This is a genomic window from Anaeromassilibacillus sp. 1001302B_160321_C8 (genome assembly GCF_015554745.1).
Taxonomy (GTDB): domain Bacteria; phylum Bacillota; class Clostridia; order Oscillospirales; family Acutalibacteraceae; genus Anaeromassilibacillus; species Anaeromassilibacillus stercoravium.
In genome coordinates this window covers 95,290-117,310 of the sequence record NZ_JADNJD010000008.1, presented here as the reverse complement: position 1 = coordinate 117,310, position 22,021 = coordinate 95,290, and the positions used below count along the sequence as shown (strand labels likewise).

Annotated in this window: 18 protein-coding genes and 2 tRNA genes; 7 read left to right on the top strand and 13 right to left on the bottom strand. The window is 52.3% G+C overall.

Translation table 11 applies throughout. The annotated features are described in order from the left end of the window. From aguA to I2E77_RS07505, 3 genes are all read left to right on the top strand, one after another. The gene (aguA, locus tag I2E77_RS07515; RefSeq protein WP_195450947.1) at positions 1 to 1,122 is read left to right on the top strand and encodes an agmatine deiminase; all 1,122 of its coding nucleotides are present in this window, start codon (positions 1 to 3) and stop codon (positions 1,120 to 1,122) included. A gap of 213 nt (positions 1,123 to 1,335) precedes the next feature. Next, a complete protein-coding gene (gene aguB / locus I2E77_RS07510) occupies positions 1,336 to 2,211 on the top strand; it encodes an N-carbamoylputrescine amidase (protein ID WP_191405273.1) in 876 nt (291 codons plus the stop codon). Positions 2,212 to 2,304: 93 nt separating this feature from the next. After that, complete coding sequence (locus tag I2E77_RS07505) at positions 2,305 to 2,979, top strand: PepSY domain-containing protein (protein WP_191362351.1); 675 nt, start codon at positions 2,305 to 2,307, stop codon at positions 2,977 to 2,979. A 254-nt stretch (positions 2,980 to 3,233) separates the two neighbouring features. Here I2E77_RS07505 and I2E77_RS07500 read toward each other — a convergent pair whose 3' ends face one another. After that, positions 3,234 to 3,452, bottom strand: a complete 219-nt coding sequence (locus tag I2E77_RS07500) for a hypothetical protein (RefSeq protein WP_195450946.1) — start codon at positions 3,450 to 3,452, stop codon at positions 3,234 to 3,236. A gap of 73 nt (positions 3,453 to 3,525) precedes the next feature. Beyond that, positions 3,526 to 9,759 (bottom strand): putative Ig domain-containing protein, encoded by a 6,234-nt coding sequence (locus I2E77_RS07495; RefSeq protein ID WP_195450945.1) that lies wholly within the window; start codon positions 9,757 to 9,759, stop codon positions 3,526 to 3,528. Between the two features lie 344 nt (positions 9,760 to 10,103). On the opposite strand from I2E77_RS07495, the gene I2E77_RS07490 reads away from it, so the two are divergent. Next, positions 10,104 to 10,523 (top strand): acyl-CoA thioesterase, encoded by a 420-nt coding sequence (locus I2E77_RS07490; protein WP_191405276.1) that lies wholly within the window; start codon positions 10,104 to 10,106, stop codon positions 10,521 to 10,523. Positions 10,524 to 10,627: 104 nt separating this feature from the next. Here the strand turns inward: I2E77_RS07490 and spo0A are convergent, their stop codons facing one another. The 11 genes from spo0A to I2E77_RS07435 form a co-directional block, all read right to left on the bottom strand. Next, positions 10,628 to 11,386: a sporulation transcription factor Spo0A gene (gene spo0A / locus I2E77_RS07485; RefSeq protein ID WP_087228838.1), complete on the bottom strand. Its 759-nt coding sequence runs from the start codon at positions 11,384 to 11,386 to the stop codon at positions 10,628 to 10,630. Positions 11,387 to 11,503: 117 nt separating this feature from the next. After that, positions 11,504 to 12,769 (bottom strand): SpoIVB peptidase, encoded by a 1,266-nt coding sequence (gene spoIVB / locus I2E77_RS07480; protein WP_195450944.1) that lies wholly within the window; start codon positions 12,767 to 12,769, stop codon positions 11,504 to 11,506. 259 nt (positions 12,770 to 13,028) lie between these two features. Next, on the bottom strand, positions 13,029 to 13,907 hold the full coding sequence (locus I2E77_RS07475; protein WP_195450943.1) for an aldose 1-epimerase family protein: 879 nt from the start codon (positions 13,905 to 13,907) through the stop codon (positions 13,029 to 13,031). Between the two features lie 117 nt (positions 13,908 to 14,024). After that, positions 14,025 to 14,312, bottom strand: coding sequence for a hypothetical protein (locus tag I2E77_RS07470; RefSeq protein ID WP_087228846.1), 288 nt, complete (start codon positions 14,310 to 14,312; stop codon positions 14,025 to 14,027). 108 nt (positions 14,313 to 14,420) lie between these two features. Beyond that, positions 14,421 to 15,626: an ABC transporter substrate-binding protein gene (locus I2E77_RS07465; RefSeq protein ID WP_330608915.1), complete on the bottom strand. Its 1,206-nt coding sequence runs from the start codon at positions 15,624 to 15,626 to the stop codon at positions 14,421 to 14,423. Beyond that, a complete protein-coding gene (locus I2E77_RS07460; RefSeq protein WP_191405279.1) occupies positions 15,623 to 16,441 on the bottom strand; it encodes an ABC transporter permease in 819 nt (272 codons plus the stop codon). The genes I2E77_RS07465 and I2E77_RS07460 overlap by 4 nt, the downstream gene beginning before the upstream one ends. After that, positions 16,438 to 17,256 (bottom strand): ABC transporter permease, encoded by an 819-nt coding sequence (locus I2E77_RS07455; RefSeq protein WP_191362353.1) that lies wholly within the window; start codon positions 17,254 to 17,256, stop codon positions 16,438 to 16,440. The genes I2E77_RS07460 and I2E77_RS07455 overlap by 4 nt, the downstream gene beginning before the upstream one ends. Further along, positions 17,246 to 18,388 carry a spermidine/putrescine ABC transporter ATP-binding protein gene (potA, locus tag I2E77_RS07450; protein WP_087228852.1) on the bottom strand — a complete coding sequence of 381 codons (1,143 nt, stop codon included), beginning with the start codon at positions 18,386 to 18,388 and terminating at the stop codon, positions 17,246 to 17,248. The genes I2E77_RS07455 and potA overlap by 11 nt, the downstream gene beginning before the upstream one ends. A 645-nt stretch (positions 18,389 to 19,033) precedes the next feature. Next, positions 19,034 to 19,110: transfer RNA gene (locus I2E77_RS07445), tRNA-Pro, on the bottom strand. 1 nt (position 19,111) lies between these two features. Further along, a tRNA-Gln gene (locus tag I2E77_RS07440) sits at positions 19,112 to 19,185 on the bottom strand. Positions 19,186 to 19,399: 214 nt separating this feature from the next. Further along, positions 19,400 to 19,897 carry an HD family phosphohydrolase gene (locus I2E77_RS07435; protein WP_195450942.1) on the bottom strand — a complete coding sequence of 166 codons (498 nt, stop codon included), beginning with the start codon at positions 19,895 to 19,897 and terminating at the stop codon, positions 19,400 to 19,402. Positions 19,898 to 20,088: 191 nt separating this feature from the next. Between I2E77_RS07435 and dtd the strand changes: the two genes are divergently transcribed. The 3 genes from dtd to hydE all read left to right on the top strand — a co-directional run bounded on the left by dtd (position 20,089) and on the right by hydE (position 22,014). Continuing rightward, positions 20,089 to 20,565, top strand: coding sequence for a D-aminoacyl-tRNA deacylase (gene dtd, locus I2E77_RS07430; protein WP_195450941.1), 477 nt, complete (start codon positions 20,089 to 20,091; stop codon positions 20,563 to 20,565). Positions 20,566 to 20,800: 235 nt separating this feature from the next. After that, positions 20,801 to 21,058, top strand: coding sequence for a TM1266 family iron-only hydrogenase system putative regulator (locus I2E77_RS07425; protein WP_087228861.1), 258 nt, complete (start codon positions 20,801 to 20,803; stop codon positions 21,056 to 21,058). Beyond that, complete coding sequence (hydE, locus tag I2E77_RS07420) at positions 21,055 to 22,014, top strand: [FeFe] hydrogenase H-cluster radical SAM maturase HydE (RefSeq protein ID WP_191405280.1); 960 nt, start codon at positions 21,055 to 21,057, stop codon at positions 22,012 to 22,014. Before I2E77_RS07425 ends, hydE begins: the two co-directional genes overlap by 4 nt. The last annotated feature ends 7 nt before the right edge of the window (positions 22,015 to 22,021 follow it).

The following is a 22,021-nucleotide window of genomic DNA, read 5'->3' as shown; positions in this document are numbered from 1 at the left end:
ATGGCACTGTTACGCACCCTGCCCACCGCAGACGGTTTTACTATGCCTGCCGAATTTGCCCCTCACAGCGCCACCGTGTTGATCTGGCCTGTTCGCCCCGGCAGTTGGGGACGCGACCCATCGGTCGCACAGCGCGCTTTTCTGGACGTGATCCGCGAGATTGCCAAGGAAGAGGATGTCCATCTGCTTGCCGGCGCCGAAGATGCGGCCGCCGCCCGCGCAGCTGTGGCGGACCTCCCCCGCATAACCGTACACGAAATTGAGAGCGACGACGCTTGGGCGCGCGACGTAGGGCCGACGTTTGTAACCGACGGCAGGACGCTGCGCGGGATCAGCTGGCGGTTCAATGCCTGGGGCGGAACGGTCGACGGCCTGTATGCCAATTGGGATAAGGACGACGCTGTAGCCGCCGCGCTATGCGAGGCGCTGGGCGTCGACTGCTACGATGCAGGCGATTTTGTGTTGGAAGGGGGCTCCATCCACGTGGACGGCGAAGGTACCCTTCTGACGACTGAAGCCTGCCTTCTGAGTGCTGGACGCAACCCCAGCCTGACCCGTGAGCAGATCGAGCAGAAGTTGGCTGCCTATCTTGGCATCCGCAAGATTCTGTGGTTGCCGCGCGGCATTTACCTGGACGAGACAAACGAGCATGTCGATAACGTCTGTGCATTCACAGCGCCGGGCGAGGTCGTGTTAGCTTGGACCGGCGACGAAGCTGACCCGCAGTATCCAATGTCAAAGGCATGCCTGGACTATTTGAATGGTGTGACTGATGCAGCGGGGCGCAAATTGAAGGTGCGTCTGCTGCCCATCCCCGACCATCCAATCCTGTGCACCGAGGCCGACTGCGCCGCCTACGATTTTGCCCCCGGCGAGGACATGCGCGAGCCCGGCGACCGTCTGGCCGGGAGCTACGCAAACTTTTACATTGCCAACAGCGCGGTGCTAGTGCCACAGTTTGGCGGAGAAAATGCTGCCAGCGACGCCCATGCACTGGCGATCCTGCGCGAAGCCTTCCCCTCCCGGCGCGTCATCGGCATCGACGCGCGTGCAATCCTGTTGGGCGGGGGCAATATCCACTGTATTACGCAGCAGATCCCGGCCACGGACAGCCACGGCTGAATGTCCGCCTTATAAATTTCTATTCGTAAAAGAACCAGTTTTATATAGCCCTATATATTTTCCAAGGTTGCGCGGTAAGGCCGTCTGTTTTGGCGAAAACCATGTCGTTTTGTGCCGCAAAAGGTCCGCTTGTGGCGCGCAGCATCCTTCGCGTAGATTGTAGATACTACCACATTTATCATTGAATCGTCCGTAAACAAAAAGGAGGAACCCATGCCCATTACTACTGTCAGCGCCGTGCAGATGCGCTGTGTCGAAGACCCCACCGAAAATTTGGCCCATGCGGAATCATTGGTGCGCCAGGCGGCTACCAAAGGTGCGCAGATTATCCTCCTGCCGGAGCTGTTTGAGCGCCCGTACTTCTGCCAAGAGCGCCGTTACGAATATTACAGCTATGCCGCGCCTGTCAGCGAAAATCCCGCTGTGCAGCGTCTGCGCACTGTGGCGGCAGAATTGGGCGTTGTGCTGCCCGTCAGCTTTTATGAGGCCGACGGTACGCGGCTGTTTAACTCCATCGCCATGATCGATGCCGATGGACGCGTCCTGGGCGTTTACCGTAAGACCCACATTCCCGACGACCACTATTATCAGGAGAAATTTTACTTTACGCCTGGCAATACTGGCTTCCGTGTATGGGACACCCGCTATGGCAAAATCGGCGTCGGTATCTGCTGGGATCAGTGGTTCCCGGAAGCGGCGCGCTGCATGGCATTGCTAGGTGCGGATTTGCTTTTATACCCTACCGCCATCGGCAGCGAACCGATCTTGGAAGTGGATAGCGCCGGCCATTGGCAGCGCGCCATGCAGGGCCATTCGGCGGCAAATGTCGTGCCCGTGGTAGCGGCCAACCGCTATGGGCTCGAACGTGTCACCCCTTGCCCCGAAAACGGCGGGCAGACTTCTGCACTGCAATTTTATGGCAGCAGTTTTTTGACCGACGAGACCGGCGCCATTTTGCAGCAGGCCGGGCGCGAAGGCGACGCCGTGCTGTGCGCACAGTACGATTTTGCCGCGATCCGGGAGGCGCGGCTTTCCTGGGGGATGTTCCGCGACCGCCGGCCGGAGTGCTATGGCGCGATCTGCGAATAAATAGTTGTTCCAGCCTGTTGCGTGGCCTCATAAACTTGTACATCCGGTTATTTTGCTTTTACTGGTCAATTGAACGAGTAAGGGGAGAATTTCATGAACAAGCAAAAACATATATGGGTTACAGCGCTAGCCTTTCTTTTCGTTTCCACCACTTTTACAGGTTGTCATCTAAAAGGGGCTACATTCTTCCAAAATACAGGAAGGAATCCTGTCTCTGTGAATTTATCGGACATCCCATCTACCCTAGATGATGCTTCTATTGAGAGTGAAGCAGCCGGTTCTGTGCTACTTGAAGGAAACAGCGGTTCGCAGGAAGAGATCTTCTCCTCAGCAATTGACAAAGAAGAAGCCTTATCCATTGCCCTTGCCAACGCTGGTGTTCCAGAGGAAGATGCTTATCATGTAAAGATAGAGCGGGACGGAGATCATGACATCCCTATTTATGATATTGAATTTGAAACTGATTATGGAGATTACGACTTCGAAGTGTCAATTTCCGGTGGTCAGATCGTGGGGGCCGATTATGAGGTTGATGAACAATGGCTGGACGCACTTGGCGGAAAGGCCGTAACATTAGAGGAAGCCCGTGCTATTATCCAAGCAAAAGTTCCCGGTGCCTCTCCAGATATGATTCAAATTTGGGAAGAACATGGCGATGGCCGCGGCCGGTACGAGGGTGAACTGTCCTACAACAATATGAAATATGAATTTGAAATGGACCCCAAAACAGGGATTATCTTCGATTGGAACGCGGATCTTCGGGATTAAACGATCAATTGCAACTGTTGGCAAACGGCGAACGCTGCGCTGTCCTTAGCCAGATAAACGGTTCAAACAAGGCCAGAACATCTCTTGCCATTCCCTGCTTCTTCGGCGGTACGAAGAACCGGGGACAGGTCCGGATTTGATTAAGGCAAGCCGGTTTTTACGTTTGTAATTCCATCATAAACCGGAAATTGCCGGTATACAACTGGACGAACATGGATGGGCCAATGTAAAAGAGCCCATCCCACGAAATGGTCTCATGGTATCCGATGGATTGGCCACGCTGGAAGGAATCGTGCGTGCCAGCAACAAACAGCAAGGATCTTTTTAAAGCAGCCCTCTCTCCTATCAACTTCAAAAGAAAAGGCGATATTCCGGTTATGTGCCCTTCGCACGGGATCGGAATACCGCCTTTTTTCCATATCTGGATGTTCTATTTTAGAGGGAATCGCCGCATAGTCATTGGTCTGCTTCATTCAGCTGGCCCCCAAGCCTTGTATAAGGGGCTTAGGGGCCATTTAAAGGTTATCTAACTAGGATTTGCAAGAGTCATTGGCCGAGCAAGATCGATTTTTTTATCAAAACAAGATCCTGCACATTGATCTTTCCATCCGGCTTGACATCCGCGCTCAATGCTTGGAGAAGATTCAAAGAAGCATCCCCGAGGATGTAAGATTGGATTTGTTCGATAGCCGCCTCACTTGGGCCGCCAGATCCATCCAAATCGCCTAGCACGGAAACCACATATTCCTTTCTGACTTCATTGTGAGCGACAACCTGTACCTTCATCTGAGAAGCAACCATGCCACCGCCATCTAGGGCTTCTCCAGACGCATCAACTATTTGAATCGTTGCATCTTGTGCCTGGCAAGTCAATTCGGACAGGACATCCTCTGCGGTCGTCTTCGCCGGGATGCCAGAAACAATGGCGTTTTCTGCATCTATCGCATAGGTTTTTGAAGCAATGCTATAATCCGTTTCTTCCGCCGGAGTGCCGTACACCTCAAATTCAAAGATGGACGATCCCCATTTCGTAGCCGCTTTGATGCTCTGCATCCGGATATAGCGTCCGGTAGCCTCGATTTCCCACGTATGGGTGTTGCCATTGAGAGAACGCCCGACCACGTCCACCGGGGTGAACGTCTCATTGTCGTCCGAGACCTGGATCACGTATTCGCTCGCCTGTGCGGTCTCCCAGTAGATGACAGCCCGGTAGATAGCATAATCTGCGCCCAAGTCCACAGTCAGCCACGGCGTGTCAACGTCCCCATCCTGCCAGTAGCAGGACCAGCGGGTGCCCATATTGCCGTCGACCGCCCATTCCGGCGGCATATCGATGTAGGAGCTGGCATAGACGTCTTTTTCGAGTGCCAGATTGATCTCCTCCGGCTCCACAACTAGCGTGTAGGGGATCACGCTGGTGACCGGGTTTCCTCCAAATTCCGCAGCATCCATCAAAATGAGGAGCTCATACGTACCGGCGGTTCCCGGTTCTGGCGTTCCGGAAATGGTCATACCGGAGCTGTCGGAAGTCATCGACAGGCCGGCCGGCAGTGCGCTGCTTCCTTCCGCCAGTTCGAATTTGTACTCATTGTTATACCCACCGGTCGCGGAAAAGCTCTGCTTGAACGCTTTTCCTTCCGATGCATTCAGCACTTGGAAGGCGGCAGGATCGGCGGTAAGCTGGCCCGCAATATACAGCGAATAGGTGCGATCGCAGGTGCTGCCGCTCCCATCGGTTGCGCGGATGACGATGCGATACAGATTGGAAGACAACAGGGACGGTGTGCCGGAAAGGATTCCATCCTCTGAAAGAGTCATTCCATCTGGCAAAGAATCACTGTCTTCCGCCAAGGTATAGCGAACATCCCCTTCCCCATTGATCGAAGTCAACACCGTTTCATAGCTGGCGCCAACCCGTCCAGTTTCCAGGGAGCCGGTCGTGATCGCAAAGGCCTCTTCGTCCGGGTTTCCAACCTTCAACAGGAAAGTCTTGGTATCCTCGTAGCCGATGGAATCGGTCAATTTGACCTCGATTTCATAAACACCTTCGGCAGATTCCGGAACCGTCTGCTCCAAGAAGTCCTTTCCGGACAATCTTCCGCTCTTGATGGCGCCGTCGTGCAGGACGAAGCCCTCCGGCAGAGCGCTCACTTCCCAGGTATAGGGCTGGACGCCCCCGTCCGCCGACAGCGCAAAGCTATAGAATTCGCCGGGAACGGCATCTTCGAGGGACTCCGTGCCAATCTGCGCTGTGCTCGAAATGGCGTCCAACTTATAGGACACCGTTCCGGTTTTGCTGCCGTCCTTGGAAACGACCGAAATGGTGATATCAAATCCCCCGTCGCCAATATCGGTGCAGGTTCCGCGGATCGTGCCATCCTCGGAAAGGGTCAATCCAGTGGGAAGAGCATCCGTGGTGGTAAAAATCGCATCCACGGGATTTCCCTGCGCATCGCTTGCGGTGAGCTTCTGTTCGTAAGCTTCGTTCAGCACAACAACCGGCAGTTCTTCCGGAGCAATAGAAAGCTCGCCGTTCACCGTCAGGGTAAGCTGTTTGGTTGCCGAGGCGCCGGTATTATCCGTGACCTGGAATTTAATGTCGTAGCTTCCCTCCGTCCCAGCGGCGGGAATGCCGGTTAACGCTCCGTTCGGCCGCAGCGTGATGCCCTCTGGCAATTGCGCCGGGGAATCCGCAGCAACCTGGAAGGAATAGCGCGAGCCTTTCCCTCCAGCGGCAATCAACGGGTTGACCTTGCTCTCCGAATATTCAAACCCGATCTTTGCATCGGGCAAGGTTGTGGATTGAATCGACAGATTGCTTGCAAAATTGTGCTTTTCCGGCATGGAGGAAAGTGCACTCGATTGAATGGTGTTCAACAGGCGATAGGCGCTGCGCCGCATCTGATCCAGCGTCAGGCTGCCATCCGCCAAGCTCTCGCGGTATTTATTTGTAATCCAGTACCGGCTGTGGCCGCCCGGCATGTTCAAGTCATTGCCGGCCGCCAAAGCATGCCCTTCATGCGCAAGGACGTCATAGTCGCCCCAGTCGGTCACTACAAAGCCCTGGAAGCCCCATTCCCCGCGCAGAATATCGGTGAGAAGGCCTTCATTGGACGCGCAGTATTGTCCATTGATCTTATTAAAGGCGGACATGACATTCATGACCTTGCCGGTCTTTACAGCCATCTCAAACGGTTTCAAATAGATCTCACGCAAGGTCCGTTCGGTGGCAATCACGTTGATGGCATCCCGGCTGGTGCCATTCTGTTCCGTGGTATCGTTGATGACGCCGCGGCGGTAATACTCCTGGTCGTTTCCAGCAAAATGCTTTAAGCAGACTGTCACACCGCTTTCTGCCACACCTTCCGCAACGACCGATGCAACGAGGCCGGAAAGGATCGGGTCCTCCGAATAGTATTCGTTGCCGCGTCCTCCCAGAGGATTGCGGTGCAAGTTGATGCTCGGCGCCAGCCATACATCGACATTGATGTCCAGCATCGCCTTGCCCATCTCGACCGCGAACTCCCGCAGAAGTTCCTTGTTCCAGATGCAGGCCATCGCCGCTGCGCGCGGCCAGCCGATGTTTTTATCGCGGACGCCTGGGATCGCACTATAACCAATTCCAGCCGAACCATCGGCAAAGGTGATGGACGGGATGGAAAAGCGCTCGATGTTGCGGGTCTGTCCTGCGCCGCCAACGCCGGAAGCCTTGGAAGCAAAATTCTCCGGGATGCCGCTGTCGTCCGAATAGCCCACACCATCGTCTTTGCGGTAGTTGCCGCCGGACAGGAAGGTGATGAGCTCATCCTCGGTCATCTGCGCGACAAAGTCCTCCAGAGAAATATCCCCGGACTGCACTTCGGAGAATTTATGGACCGGTTCATCCTCCGGAAGCTCACGGAAGCTTGGTTCCGTGACTGTGGGGGCTTCCAGGCTTACCTCCACATCGTCTGCGGTGACGGTAAACGCTTCTGCCTCTGCCTTCTGCATCTCTTCCGCTTCGCCGTCATACGTGATGGGGGTCGCCCCCTCTTTTGTCAATGCTTTTTCTTCAAACAACGCCTTTGCATCGTCGGACATGACCAATTGATTGGTCAACTGTTCGACAACGATGGTATCCTCGATTGTAAACGCGCCTGCGATATGGGTATCCCGCGAAGAGGAACCGACGCGCAAATAGTAGGTGCCGGGCTCGAGGATATAGGCAGCACGTTCCTCATCATAAGAGGCAAGGTCTTTCAGCGGGACATCGATGGAGATCCGCTGGGATTCGCCGGCCGCAAGCTCTTCGCTCTTTTCGTAATCGACCAGCTTCTGATAGGGCTGTTCCAGTTTCCCGTCTGGAATGGACACGTAGACCTCCATTACCTCTTTGCCGGGGACAATGGACGGATCCTCCGTAACGTTTTCAATGGTTGCGCTGACGGTGATGCTCTTGTCCGCAGCGTTCAAGCCGACGTCCATATCCTCAAAGGCAAAATCCGAATAGGAAAGCCCGCTTCCGAAGGGATAGAGCACCTCTTTGCCAAAGGTATCGAAGTAACGGTAGCCGACATAAATATTTTCCAGATAGGGGCTGATCGGGTCCTCATCGCCAAACGCAGTATGGTTGGCTTCGCCATCCAGACCCATCTCCGAATATGTAATGTAGCCAAAGGTATCCGCTGTAGGATGTTCGTCATAAGTCTCGACAATGGTATCCGCAAGCTTGGCGCTCGGGTTCTCTTTGCCAAAAACGAGGTCCGCCATGGCGTACCCATTCTGGGAACCGCTTGCATAGGAGATCATGACGGCATCCACGCCGTATTCCTTCACCCACGACATTTCGATCGGCCCATTGATGCTGAGAATGGCGACAATCCGATCGAATTTGTCCGAAACCTGTTCCAGAAGCACCCGCTCGGATGCGTTCAAGTTCCAGTCGCCCGGTTGCTCGATGCGGTCCATCTCTTCTGCGCCGGTGGTGCGGGTGATGTAGACGATGGCGACATCGCTCTCTTGCGCAGCCCTTGCGACGATTCCGTCGTCGGTGATTTCCCCGTTATCCAACTTGACGTCGGGCGTATTGACCCCTGCAGCGTGCGACCAGCTTGTCCCGGAATACACAGGGGTACCCCATTCGTCCGGATATTCTGTGCTGGTATCCCAGCCATGGTCGATATCCCGGTTGGAATGGACGCGCTCTTCGTAATACTCCAAAAGCTCCTGATACGGTTCGATCCCCAGTTCATACAGCCCATCAATAAAGTTGGAGGTGTATTCCCCGTTGGCCGCTCCTGAACCGGAACCGCCGGTGGCTGGCGCCAGCTGTCCGCTTCCGAATACCGCGATTTTGGTGTCCTCGGAGAGCGGCAGGACGCCGTCGTTTTGGGCAAGGACGATGCTTTCCGTTTCCATCTGACGGGCAAGCTCCTGCTCACGGGAAACCGTTTCCTCTGGGATCACCGGGAGCGTCTCGTCATTTCCGAGAACGATATAGTCGATGTTCGCCGGATTGCTCGGGACAATTTTAATTGTTGCGCCATCCGGGATGTCGATGCGGCCGGAAACGATATTGCTCGTATTCATATACCAGTCGCTGGTCGACGTAAATGCGAGCTGGCGCGCGGTTTTGGAATCATTGATATAGAGGTCGAAGGTTCCAGTATACCCTTTGGAAGCATACCGAATCGCAATGGAAGTCTTATCTTCACCGGTATTGTTTTCCAAAATCAAACCTTTGCGCTCGCCGCTGTCAAAGTGGTCGTAATACGCGCCACCGCTGGCATATTCGTCATCGGTCGCGGGGGCCTGGTCGATTCGATTGCCACCGCGATCCACCATGTAGCCCGTCTCCGCCTCAATCAAGACAAAGTCATCCTCATTGGGAATGGCAGGAAGATCGGTCTCGGTTCCCAAGACAATATAGTCGATGTTGGCAGGACGGCTGGGGACAATTCGAATGGTTGCACCAGCAGGGATTTCAATGCAGCCGGATGCTTCCCTTCCAGTGTTCATATACCAACCGCCCGTAGCGCTGAAAGAAAGCTGGTAAGCGCTTTCCTCATCGTTGATATAAATGGCAAAGGTTCCCTGGTTATTGAAAGAAGCATATTTGATGGAAAGCGACGTTTTGGCGGTGCTGGTCACATTTTCCAGCACGAGCCCTTTCTCTTCGCCTTCATCAAAATGGCCGTAATAGGCGCCGCCGCTGGCATATTGGTCGTCTGTAGCAGGCGCTTGATCAATTTGATTGCCGTTGCGGTCGACCATATACCCTGTTTCCGCTTCGATCAACTCGGAGTCCGCCGCCCGGCTCCCCAACGTTATGTAATCAATATTGGCGGGCCGGCTGGGGACAATCTTAATGGTTGCACCGGCCGGAATTTCTATGTTCGCAGAAACCTCTCTCCCGGTGTCCATATACCAGTCACCCGTAGCGATAAATGCTAGTTGGTACGCCTCCTTGGACGCATTGATATAAATATCGAAGGTCCCTTGGTTATAAGAAGCATACTTGATGGAAAGCGATGTTGCATCCGTCTCGGATACATTTTCCAGGATAAGCCCTCTGCCAGCACCGTCATCAAAATGACCATAGTACGCCCCTCCGCTGGCATGTTGATCATCCGTTGCAGGTGCCTGATCGAGCTTCTCGCCGTCGCGGTCCACCATATAGCCCGTCTCCGCTTCAATCTTAAAGGAATTATCCTGTGCAAAGGATACGAAAGAAGCTGGAAGGGTACTGGTGGCTATGGCAATTGCGAGTATGGAGCTGATAAATTTTTTCCACCTTTTCATACAATTTCCCCTTTCTTCTTAAAAATTCGCAAAGTTGAGATCCCAAGTACCTCCTTTCTTTTGAGACCTCGTAAAAAATATTTTACCAGCTTTTCATACAGTTAAACATTAACATATTATAGTAAAACAGTCAATAATTATAATTATTTCATTATATTTATAAATCTATATTCTTATTATGCGATTATCTTTTGCCGGATTCCTATTTACTTTTTGGACCTCCCTTTACAAAATATCCAACAGGAAATATCACTTTTATGATAGATTTTATACTGGATTCCATACGGGGAAATATGATAAAATCGGATCGTAATCTTGAAATTATTGATAAAAGAAGGGATTCTATGATTAGCAAAAGCCAAGTGGTCGTCCGTTATGCGGAAACGGACCAGATGGGCATTGTACACCATTCGAATTATCCGGTTTGGTATGAAATCGGCCGGACGGACCTCATTAAAGAGACGGGCATCACGTATTCGGAATTGGAGCGCATGGGGGTAATGACGCCGCTTGTGGAACTCAGCTGCCGGTACATCGGAGTCGCCCGCTATGAGGACGTCTTGACGGTCGAAACATCCATCGCCGAATTGACCCCATCCAGAATCCGTTTTGCCTACCGCGTCTTCAAGCAGGGCGAGGACAAGCCGATCAATACCGGCTCCACCCTCCACGCTTGGGTCAACGCCAAAACATTCCGCCCCATGAGTATGAAAAAACATTTTCCAGAGCTTTATCAAAAGATGGAAGCCATCAAAGAACTATAAAACTGTCCAATTTAAAAAGTTTGGCCCTCCCTTCGTGGACGATTTCCACAGAAGAGAGGGCCTTTTTGAATACAACTTATCCCCAAAAAGCGAGTATTCGCAACTTAGCTGGCAGATTTCATATGCAGGCGTAGACGGTCGCTGATCATTGCGATAAATTCCGAATTGGTTGGCTTCCCGCGCGTGTTGTGGATGGTATAGCCGAAATAGCTGTTGAGAATATCGACGTCGCCGCGGTCCCATGCAACCTCGATCGCATGGCGAATGGCGCGTTCTACGCGGGAGCTGGTCGTGTCGTATTTCTTTGCAACACTTGGATAGAGCTGCTTCGTCACCGCATTGATAATTTCCGGTGTTTCAATTGCCATGATAATGGAGTCACGCAGGTAATGGTATCCTTTGATGTGGGCGGGAACGCCGATCTGGTGCAGAATTTCCGTGACTTGGATTTCCAAAGATGGCTCCGATTCCGGTTGAAGGGCACCTTCCGTCAAACCAACAATCTGAACGATGCGTTCTGCAAGTTCCGATGCATTAAACGGAGAAACCGCAAAATACGCAGCGCCGGAGGTCATCACTTCACGCTCTAAAGTTGGGCTGGTAAAATTGGAAATTATTACAAATAATGGCTTTTGATGTCCCAATTTGTCCGCCGCATGCATCACACCGATGCCGTCCAGACGGGGCATGAAGAGATCGGCAAGGACCACATCGGGGTGGATTGCTTCGATTTTCTCCAGCAATTTTACGCCATCTTTTTGCGTATAAATCAATTCCATCCCGGAATCCTCCAGAACTTGGCCGCATTCTTGCTGAAATTCTACACTGTCATTTGAAACCAATACCTTTAACCGCTTTTCCATACGAAATCCCCCTAATAGATTGATTGTGCTGATATAATACCATATATTGGTAAAATTGGCAATAGCTTGTAAAAATATTTTTCTTATTAGGGGGAAATATACTCTGGAAACATTCGTTTACGCAACCGTTGTTTCTACCTCTCCCAACACGCTCTGACAGGTGCCGAGCATGTTCTCTGCAAAAATCCCATATCCGCGTGTCGGATCATTGACAAATACATGGGTAACGGCGCCCACCAATTTGCCATCTTGGACGATCGGGCTTCCGCTCATCCCCTGCACAATGCCTCCGGTGGTGCTCAAAAGGGTGGGGTCCGTAATCCGGAGGACCATATTTTTGCTGCTTTCCGTATCGTGATAACTAATTTTTTCGATCACAGCATCGTAAAACTGCGGCTCGCCGCCGTCCACAGTGGTCAAAATCTGCGCGGCCCCGGCCTGAACTTCCTGCTTCATGGCAACGCAGACCGTATCCCCGGCCAGCTTTTGTTCTTCCACAGCGCCGCTATTCAATTGCCCGTAGACCCCCTGATCGAGATTGGCGTGCAGTGTCCCCATGGGGACATCCGTATTGAAATATCCGCGCAGCTCTCCTGGGGCGCCCTTTTGTCCCTTAACCACGCCATTGATGGTAACAGGTACGATCTCCCCGTTGCGCAGGGGCATCAGCTCGGTGGTATCCGTATCGCAGATTCCATGGCCAAGGCCTGCAAACTCCTGCGTGGAGGGATCGTAAAAGGTCAGCGTACCAATTCCCGCCGTGCTGTCGCGGACCCAAAGGCCTGCCTTATAGGTCCCATCTACTTTGGAGCGGACTGGAAGAAGCGTCGTCTCCATAGATTCCTGCTCGCGCAGAAAAGCAATTTTCACAGGCTTTCCCGCGCTCTTTTCCATCGCCTGTGCGATTTCTTCGTTTCGGTTAACCGGTTGCCCATTCAGAGCGGTGATGATGTCGCCCGCTTCCAATCCGGCGTCCGTCCCGGGATTCGCCGTTCCGTCTTCCCCTTGGATATCTGCCACGCCGACAACCATCACACCATTGGTAAACATCTTGATCCCAAACGGTGTGCCGCAAAGCGCTACTTCCCGATCTTCCACCACCTTTACGTCCACGGTTTTAACCGGAACCGTGTGAAAGAGCATCAACTCCGCACGATAGGTCTCGTTCGACGAAGTCGCTGTCCCCGCTGGCAAATCGCCTTCATTGTAAGGGTTTTCCAGGGAAATCCACTGTGAATCCCACTGCAATTGGTTTCCTCGTTTCACATAATATTCGTTCGGGGTAAAATAACGCGCAACGCCGACCATACTCACCAAAAGACCGGTTGTCACGGTCAGCGCAAAAACCAGATATTTCCCATAATGTTTCCTTGACGGTCTCATTGGTCTCACCTCCTTCGACGCCGCCTGCCGGCTCTTATCCGAACCGGCATCTCTTACTTTGCCTCGCTGCGTGAAAGATATGTTAGCAATATTCTTTTATTCCGTCACAATTTGGCAAAGCGGCGCAGGTTTACGGCATTCTCAGGAGGTTTTTGGATGGGATTGGTTTTGTGGGAAAGAGAAGGTACATCAAAAATCCCTGCCATTTTACAGGAATTTCTGTAAAATGGCAGGGATAATCTATCCAAATTTCAAATTTTTATAAAAGCTTGACCGTAAAGGTGAAGACTTTACTCTCTCCCGGCTCCAATACGTTTAGATACCGTTTATGGGTAAACACGTCGTCCTCATCCTTGGCCGTCGCGCATCCCGCCCAGGGCTCCAGCGCAACAAGCGGCGCCTCCCCCAACGGCGACCAGATGCCCAACATCGGATAGCCAGCGAAATCCATCTCTACTCCCCGGCCCGAAACACGGCTGACCACCTTCACCTTTGTAGATTCAAGCGCATCAAATACCAGCGCGTCGTTGACAAACAAATCGTGCCGCAGGGAGATCTCCCGCTCCCCGCGCAGAACCGTATGGCGCTTATGGAAGTCGATCAAACCTGTCTGGATGTCAATGGTCGGGCAATCGGCCGTCTCCTCTTTTTCGAACAGGATGCGGTAATCCTCAAAGCGCTCCCCCGGAACCAGCGGGCAACGGAATCCCGGATGGCCGCCGATCCCGAACGGCAGCTCCTTATCCCCCCGGTTAAACACCGCAAATTCCGTTGTAAGGCCGTTTTCGACCAACCGGTAAGTGACCCGCAGTTCAAAGACAAACGGATACAGCTTTCTTGTCTCCTCTGAGTCTTTGAGGGAATACGTAATGAAATTTGCACCGGAATCCAACACCGAGTGCTCCAGATTGCGAGCAAACCCATGGCGCTTCAGCGCATAGGGCTTTCCATTGATAATCGTTGTCCCACCGCGTACGTTTCCCACGGTAGGAAACAGCACCGGCGCGCGGCTGCTCCAAAATGCAGGGTTCCCCTGCCAGAGGTATTCCGTCCCCTCCGCATTTTTGAGGCTCATCAGCTGGGCACCCAGGGACTCGATCTCTGCACTGGCAGTTTTGTTTTGAATCTTTGTGCGCATATACTTCCTTCCCCTTTCTCTAATTTCGCGCGTCTTTTGGGCGGCCGGAAAACGCCCCATTACACGTCTTGTCCCTCTTATTGTATCATTCTCCTATAGAAACCGCAATCCTCTTTCTCAGTCCATAATCCCATGTGTTTTGAAAAGCGCCAACAGATGTGCATTCATCAGCTTTTTTCCCATCATTTCCTTAAACTGATACGAATGGGTCTTTCCATCGATGCGCATTTGTTCCAGTTTCGGCCCTAAACGCCCCTGCTCCTCCAAAACCGCTTCCAAGATGTCTTCAAACTTGGCCAATCGTTCGATTGCCGTCCCACTGTAGCCGAATTCCGTGCGCTCCACTGCGGCGGGCTCTACCCGCCAAGGGCTTTCAGGGAGTTCTCTCTTGGTCAATCGCTCCATGTTGTACCATCCTTTCAAACGTACGACTTCTAACCCGGCAGGAATCAGGATCCTGCCGGAAAGCCTTTTCCAAAATGGAAATCCCCCAGCCAAAGCCGGGGGATATATCTATTGCAATTCTCGCTTTGCCTTGATCTTTTTATAGACGACAATCCCAATATAGAGCAGTAAAAAACCTGCCAATATTGCCACTAGCGTGGCTGTCTCTCCAGGACCGCCCATCTTTACCTCTGCCCAGAGGGAATCCAACAGTAAGCTGGTTTCCTCCGGAAGGTTGACAAACACCTCGGAATTGTCCAGAATCTCCTGCGGCGGATAGAAAATCGGGTTCTCTACGGTCTCCTTCGGAAGCAACTCCTTTGCCGCCGATTCCGGGGTTGAATAGCCGATGTAATCCACATTTGCGGCGGCAATCTCCGGATCGCAGAGGAAATTGATGTACTCTTCGGCCTCTTTTTTATGAGCAGCCCCTTTTGGGATGCAGAGTGCATCCACGAAGAAGTTTGTCCCCTCTTCGGTGGGAATCGCAAAACCGATGTCTGGGTTATCCTCCACAAGCGTGGCCGCATCTCCCGCGTAGTACGGCGCCAACCACGCATCGCCGTTCGCCATCTTATCAAAGATCTGGTCCATCACATATGCCTGCACCAACGGCTTCTGCTCTTTCAGCAGCATGGCCGCCTCCTGCCACTCGCGCTCGTCCGTGGAGTTAAAGGAGTATCCCAGCAGTTTCTGCGCAATGCCAAAGGAATCCCGCGGGTTGTCAAACATCAAAATCTTTCCTGCATACTGTTCATCCCACAGGATCTTCCAGCTGTTGATCTCTTCTTTCACATAGTTCTTATTATAGAAAATTCCCACGACACCCCAAGTGTAAGGCACGGAATATTCGTTGGTCGGGTCGTAATCGGGATTGCGGTATTGCTCGTCAATGTACTGGAAGTTGGGGATGTTATCGAAGTCCAGCTTCTCTAAATACCCCTCTTCGATCAGCTTGGAAACCATGTAGTCCGAAGGGATAATCACATCGTAATTGGCCCCGCCGCCGGCCAGCTTGGAATAGAGGGATTCGTTCGTATCAAAGGTGGTGTAGTTCACGTCAATCCCCGTGCGGCGGGTGAATTCCGCGTTCACATCCAGCGTCCCCTCCACGCCGTTGGAAATGTATTCCCCCCAGTTGTAGACATTGATGGTGACACCGCGCTTCGGTGCAGCCGGTTCCTCTTCCTCAGAGGAAGCCCCAGCGGGGACGGACATGCCCAGCAAAAGGAGCACCGCCGCAGAAAGAGCCAGAAAACGCTTTTTGAAACTCACGGTTCCAGGCCCTCCTTTCTCTCCTGTGCGCGCTTGTCCCTTGCCTGGCGCAGGTTGACAATCACCAGCAAAAACAAAACGGCCACAAACAGCAAGGTGGAAAGTGCATTGATCTCCGGGCTTACCCGCTTCCGGGTCATCGAATAGATATAGATCGGCAGCGTCTGGGTGGTGCCGCTTGTAAAGTAACTGATGATAAAGTCATCGATGGAAAGGGTGAAAGCCATAATCATGCCAGTCACAATGCCCGGCATAATCTCCGGAAGGACCACCTTGAAAAACGCCCGCCGCGGGTCACAGCCCAGGTCCTGGGCCGCTTCATAGAGGTGTGGGTCCATCTGCCGCAATTTTGGCAGGACGGACAGCACCACATAGGGCGTACAAAACGTAATGTGCGCCAAAATCAGGGACAACATCCCGAGGGAAAGCCCTCCCAAGCTTTGGGCCACAAAGACGAACAAGAGCATCAGGGAAACGCCTGTTACAATTTCCGGATTGACCATCGGAAGGTTGGTGACATTCATCATCATGCGGCGGACCCATTTGTTGCGGATCCCATTGAGCCCAATGGCCGCAACCGTGCCAAGTACGGTCGCTACCGCGGCCGCAACAACCGCAATGATCAGCGTATTTTTGAGCGCATCCATAATCATGCGGTCTTCAAACAGACGGGCGTACCACCGCAGCGAGAAGCCGGAAAATACCGAACGGCTCATTGTATCCGAATCATTGAAGGAGAAAATAATCAAGACAAAAATCGGCGCGTATAGGAAAAGAAAAACCAGGAAGGTGTATACTTTCGATGCAACTTTCATATCATCAGCCCTCCCCCGCGCGTTTCGCCGTCGTCGAACTGATTCATGATACCCATACAAATCAGGATGAGCACCATCAGCACCAGGGAAATAGCCGACCCCAAATTGGGATTGTACGCGCTTCCAAGGAATTGCATGTCGATCAGGTCGCCGATCAACAGGTTTGATCCGCCGCCCAGCATCTTGGAGATGATGAAGGTGCTCACTGCGGGGACGAACACCATTGTAATCCCCGAAATGACGCCTGGCATGCTGAGCGGGAAAATCACTTTCGTGAACACACGGCGTTGGTTGGCGCCGAGGTCCTGCGCCGCCTCGATGACGGAATGGTCCATCTTGGCCAGGGCGGAATACAACGGCAGGATCATATAGGGGATATAGTTATAGACCATGCCCAGCACCACCGCGCCGGACGTATTGATCATATGCAGCTTTGGCAATCCCAGCGTGGCAAGCGCCGTATTGATGATGCCGTTGTCCTCCAAGAGCGTCATCCACGCATAGGTGCGCAGCAAAAAGTTCATCCACATGGGCAGCATCACCAGCATCACCAGTACGCTTTGCACACGTGCGCCGGTGCGTGAGATGATATAGGCCAGCGGATACCCCACCAGCAGGCAGATCCCTGTGGCGATTGCACCCAGCCAAATGGAGCGCAAAAAAACATTGGAATACTGTCCTACAGCTGCGATATTTTCCAGCGTGAACCGGCCGCTTTTATCGGTAAATGCGAAAATCACCACCAAAATCATGGGGACAACAATAAAAATAGCCATCCAAATTCCATATGGGATGGAAGCGGTTTTAGATCTCATCCTCTTCTTCCGCCTCCTCCCTCTGAGATGCAAGGATATCCTCATCCATCTCATCGCTGAACGTCGTATAATCTCCGAACATTCCGGAATATTCCGATTTTTTCATGATATGGATATCGTCGGGTTGTAAAAGCAAACCGATCTTACTGCCTTCCTCCTGGAAGTCGGTCGATTGAATCATCCATTTAAACCCTGCGACATCCACAATGATCTCGTAATGCACGCCCTTGAACGTCACGCTGGTCACCACACCGGAGAGGGGGCTCTCGTCCGGCGCCACCACATCGATGTCCTCCGGGCGGATGACCACATCCACGGGTTCGTTTTTCGCAAACCCCTTGTCCACACAGCGGAACCTTTGCCCCGCAAACTCGGCTAGATAGTCGTCAACCATCACGCCGTCCAAAATATTGCTTTCCCCGATAAAGTCTGCCACAAACGCGTTCTTTGGCTCGTTATAAATATCCTGCGGAGAACCGATCTGCTGAATCTCTCCTTTATCCATCACCACGACAGTATCGGACATCGAAAGCGCCTCTTCCTGATCGTGTGTGACAAAAATGAAGGTGATTCCCGTCTGCTGCTGAATCTTTTTGAGCTCGGCCTGCATATCCTTGCGCAGCTTGAGGTCAAGCGCGCCCAGCGGCTCATCCAGAAGAAGAACCTTCGGATGGTTTGCCAACGCACGGGCGATGGCGACGCGCTGCTGTTGGCCACCGGACAGGCGATTTACATTGCGGTGCGCAAAACCATTCAAATTGACCATGTTCAGCATGTTCTTCACGGTCGATTTGATTTCCTTTTCACTTTTGCCATGGACCCGCATTCCAAACGCCACATTGTCATAAACATTCAAATGCGGGAACAGCGCATACTTTTGGAAAATGGTGTTGACCTCGCGCTTGTGCGGTGGAACATCGTTGATTTTCTGGCCATTGAAAAAAACATCGCCCTGGTCCGGATGAACGAAGCCGCCGACAATCCGCAGGGTCGTGGTCTTTCCACATCCCGACGGACCAAGCAGGGTGACAAATTCGCCTCCCCGGATACGGAGATTGAAATCTTTCAGAACGGCCTCGCCATCAAAGGAAACGGCGATGTTTTTTAATTCGATGATTGGTGTCTCTCCCATTGGAAAAGTGCATCCCCTTTGCGGTAAAATTCGTTGCGTGAAAGCCGGAACAACGATTAAAATGATTCACGGTACTAAACGCAAGCGCAGCCGTGCCGTTCCCATTGCCCTCCGCAAAGGATTTTTCACAATCAAACATGACTGCGGCAATGAAGCGAGGCTGACGGTTCGGGAATGCCGGCAACCTGCCCCATCCCCTCCGGCCCCATACAAACGCCGCAAAAGCAGGCACCCTTCGCAGGACGCCGCGCGGACATTTGCATCGCGCCGTATTAGATGCAAACGCAACGAATCTAATATAGTAGTAAAACCGTCATTTGTCAATATATGATTGTATTTTTCTGTAAAATTCGCGGATTTTTTAAATTATCTTTTTGATTTTTCGAAATCCTTCGATTTTCTTGTCTATTCTTGCGGATGTGCATTTTCAAATCTAAACATTATGTGAATGAATGCCTTTCCGATTCGCCAGCCAATAAGGACTTTTGTATCCCGATTACATTTAAACTTTGCGAGAGCGTATCCTCTCTATTTTTGGCCTACCAAACCGCCTTTTATCTGAACAAATAACCAAACGAGCAGCGCCATACAGCCTATAAATCAAGACGCAAAAAAGCCGAGTACAGATTGTACTCGGCTTTTTACTGGTCGAGGTGAGAGGATTTGAACCTCCGGCTTCTACGTCCCGAACGTAGCGCTCTACCAAACTGAGCCACACCTCGATGGCTGCGGAAGAAGGATTCGAACCCTCACAAACAGAGTCAGAGTCTGCCGTGCTACCATTACACAATTCCGCATTATGAAGTTGTCCACAATTCACTCTCTTTGAAAACCCTTGGAGCGAATCGCCTTGACTATTATATGACACCATTTCAAAAAAAGCAAGTCTTTTTTTAAAAAAAATGGAATTTTTTTTGCAGGTCCAATTTTTGGAGATTTCGAATGGTCCAATTCATATACTTCCACTGCGCTCGACCGGCCAATCTCTGTGCTATAACAGCCAAGCGTTCCTCACGCTTGGCTGCAACAGACATTTAGCTTTTTCGCCACGCGCATCAAGCGATAGATCTGCAACATTTCCGCCAACGCACAGATCTTATCCGCACTGCTGACTACAAACGATTCCCGATATTTTGGCACCTTCCGCAAAGTCAAAGGCCACATATGTTTCACAATGATGTCCTGTTCGACCTCGGTCAACACACAAATCTGGCTGGCATTGCGCAGCGCCGCCTCCGGATGTGTAAACCCATGCAATCCTTGGTGGCTTCCCTTTTGGTGCCAATCATAGAGAAACAGGTCATGCAACAGCCCTCCCCGCGCTGCCGCACGAAAATCCCATCCCATGCGCCGGCAAATCAGGAAACTCACATATGCCACAAAAACACAGTGCTCCAGACAGTTGATATCCACATGCTGGCTGACATTTCGCATGGCCTGCACACTGGGCGTATCGATCAAATCCGCAATGCAAGCACGAAAAAGCATTCGATTGCTGCTATTCCACATAGATTAAGACTCCTTTTTAATAAAGCGACCCATTCGCGAACATTTCTATTATACTACAACGCTACGCAAAAAAGCTACTTTTTTTGCCGAATCTACTCCGTGCAATTTTTACCAGAAAGAGCCCGCACTTGCCAAATTCTCCGTTGCAGTCTACAATAACAGTAACTTTGTAGCAGGGAGGAACTTCTTTTATGAAAGCAGTTGTCCAACGCGTCAAGCGTTCCAGCGTGACAATCGACGGAAAAATGGTTGGGGAAATTGGGCAGGGACTGATGGTCCTGCTCGGCGTATCGGAGGAGGATACGGAACGGGAATGCGATTATCTTGCGGATAAAATTGCAGGGCTGCGCATCTTTGAAGACGACGCAGGCAAAATGAACCGTTCTCTGTTGGATATCCAAGGCGAAATGCTGATTGTTTCGCAGTTTACTCTTTGTGCCGATTGCCGGAAAGGAAGGCGGCCGTCCTTTGTCCGCGCAGCGCGCCCGGAAAAGGCCATCCCCCTTTACGAGCGTTTTATCGCGCAGATCCAGGCGCAGGGAATCCGCACCGCCACCGGTGAATTTGGAGCGGACATGCTCGTCTCCATCGAAAACGACGGCCCCGTCACCATCCCGCTGGATACGGACGAGATCATGCCGAAGGGAAACGGCTCTCATTTGAAATAGACAAATTTTGTATTGTTTTTCTACTGTCTATTGACTTTTTTTCGCAATCTTGGTAGAATGAAACAAACTTCCTACCCCAAGGAGTCTTTCCGCGGGCGAGGATGGACCAAAACACAAATACGTTCTGATTTACGAGGGAGGTTTCCCGAGAAAGAAGGCGGTTGTTATGACTGAAGGATCAGGGTAGCTCCGCGCTTTTTTGCGCGGAGCTTTTTGATTTCTGGGAGGAAACGATATGGAAAAGCGTGTAGCCTTAATCGGCATCGTGGTGGAGGATATAGAGAGCGTCGAAGCGCTCAATCATATCCTGCATGAATACGGCGACTATATCATTGGGCGCATGGGGATCCCCTACCGCTGCCGTGGGATCTCTATCATCAGCATTGCTGTGGACGCCCCGATGAATGTCATCAGCACTATTTCCGGCAAACTGGGAATGCTCAAGGGCCTCAGTGTCAAAACCATCTATTCAAAGGCTGGGCAGGCAGAATGACCTATACACGTGAACAATTGGAGTCGCTTCTCGCATTGGAGGATTTCCACGACATCTACGCACAGGCAGATGCGCTCCGCCGGGAAACGGTGGGCGATGTGGTTCATATCCGCGCACTGCTGGAGTTCTCCAACCACTGCAAACGGCTGTGTACCTACTGCGGGCTGAATGCGACCGATCAAAAACTCACCCGCTTTCGTATGGACCCACGTGATATGATCGCCACCGCACAGGAAGCTGCCCGGGCGGGCTACAAAACCATCGTCCTGCAATCGGGCGAGGATCCCTGGTATACGCCGGATCGGATCGGCGACATCGTCAAACAGATCAAAAAAACCGGCATGGCCATCACACTGAGCTGTGGGGAGTTTCCGGAAGACGTCTACCGGTACTGGCGGGACTGCGGCGCGGACCGTTATTTGCTTAAACACGAAACATCCGACCCAGCGCTCTATGCCTCCCTGCACCCCGACAGCTCCCTGGACGCGCGCGTGGCGTGCCTGCGAACGTTAAAAAAGCTCGGCTATGAGACCGGTGGAGGCTTTATGATCGGGCTTCCTGGGCAGACGCTGTCTACGATTGCGGGGGATCTACTCCTCTTGCAGGACATCGGGTGCGACATGGCGGGGATCGGCCCGTTTATCCCCCATCCGGACACCCCCCTCCGCGATGCACCGCACGGCAGTACGGAACTGACCAAGCGCGCTGTGGCATTGGCGCGCCTGCTGCTTCCAAAGGCCAATCTTCCCGCTACGACCGCCCTCGGCGTGTTGGACGGCGCGCAAAAGGAGAACGTCTTCTCCTGCGGCGCCAACGTCATCATGCGCAAAGTGACCCCCAACAACCTCAAAAAACTCTACCAAATCTATCCGGCGTCTTTTTCCGATGTGGATATCCGCACCGGCCGGCGTGAAACCGAAGCGGAAATCCGTTCGATGCAGCGGACGCCTGTATAATTTCAAA

Excerpts from the sequence above, each read along its gene's own strand:
- aguA (WP_195450947.1), top strand. The coding sequence starts at position 1 with ATGGCACTGTTACGCACCCTGCCCACCGCAGACGGTTTTACTATGCCT.
- aguB (WP_191405273.1), top strand. The coding sequence starts at position 1,336 with ATGCCCATTACTACTGTCAGCGCCGTGCAGATGCGCTGTGTCGAAGAC.
- I2E77_RS07505 (WP_191362351.1), top strand. The coding sequence starts at position 2,305 with ATGAACAAGCAAAAACATATATGGGTTACAGCGCTAGCCTTTCTTTTC.
- I2E77_RS07500 (WP_195450946.1), bottom strand. The coding sequence starts at position 3,452 with ATGAAGCAGACCAATGACTATGCGGCGATTCCCTCTAAAATAGAACAT.
- I2E77_RS07495 (WP_195450945.1), bottom strand. The coding sequence starts at position 9,759 with ATGAAAAGGTGGAAAAAATTTATCAGCTCCATACTCGCAATTGCCATA.
- I2E77_RS07490 (WP_191405276.1), top strand. The coding sequence starts at position 10,104 with ATGATTAGCAAAAGCCAAGTGGTCGTCCGTTATGCGGAAACGGACCAG.
- spo0A (WP_087228838.1), bottom strand. The coding sequence starts at position 11,386 with ATGGAAAAGCGGTTAAAGGTATTGGTTTCAAATGACAGTGTAGAATTT.
- spoIVB (WP_195450944.1), bottom strand. The coding sequence starts at position 12,769 with ATGAGACCGTCAAGGAAACATTATGGGAAATATCTGGTTTTTGCGCTG.
- I2E77_RS07475 (WP_195450943.1), bottom strand. The coding sequence starts at position 13,907 with ATGCGCACAAAGATTCAAAACAAAACTGCCAGTGCAGAGATCGAGTCC.
- I2E77_RS07470 (WP_087228846.1), bottom strand. The coding sequence starts at position 14,312 with ATGGAGCGATTGACCAAGAGAGAACTCCCTGAAAGCCCTTGGCGGGTA.
- I2E77_RS07460 (WP_191405279.1), bottom strand. The coding sequence starts at position 16,441 with ATGAAAGTTGCATCGAAAGTATACACCTTCCTGGTTTTTCTTTTCCTA.
- I2E77_RS07455 (WP_191362353.1), bottom strand. The coding sequence starts at position 17,256 with ATGAGATCTAAAACCGCTTCCATCCCATATGGAATTTGGATGGCTATT.
- potA (WP_087228852.1), bottom strand. The coding sequence starts at position 18,388 with ATGGGAGAGACACCAATCATCGAATTAAAAAACATCGCCGTTTCCTTT.
- I2E77_RS07435 (WP_195450942.1), bottom strand. The coding sequence starts at position 19,897 with ATGTGGAATAGCAGCAATCGAATGCTTTTTCGTGCTTGCATTGCGGAT.
- dtd (WP_195450941.1), top strand. The coding sequence starts at position 20,089 with ATGAAAGCAGTTGTCCAACGCGTCAAGCGTTCCAGCGTGACAATCGAC.
- I2E77_RS07425 (WP_087228861.1), top strand. The coding sequence starts at position 20,801 with ATGGAAAAGCGTGTAGCCTTAATCGGCATCGTGGTGGAGGATATAGAG.
- hydE (WP_191405280.1), top strand. The coding sequence starts at position 21,055 with ATGACCTATACACGTGAACAATTGGAGTCGCTTCTCGCATTGGAGGAT.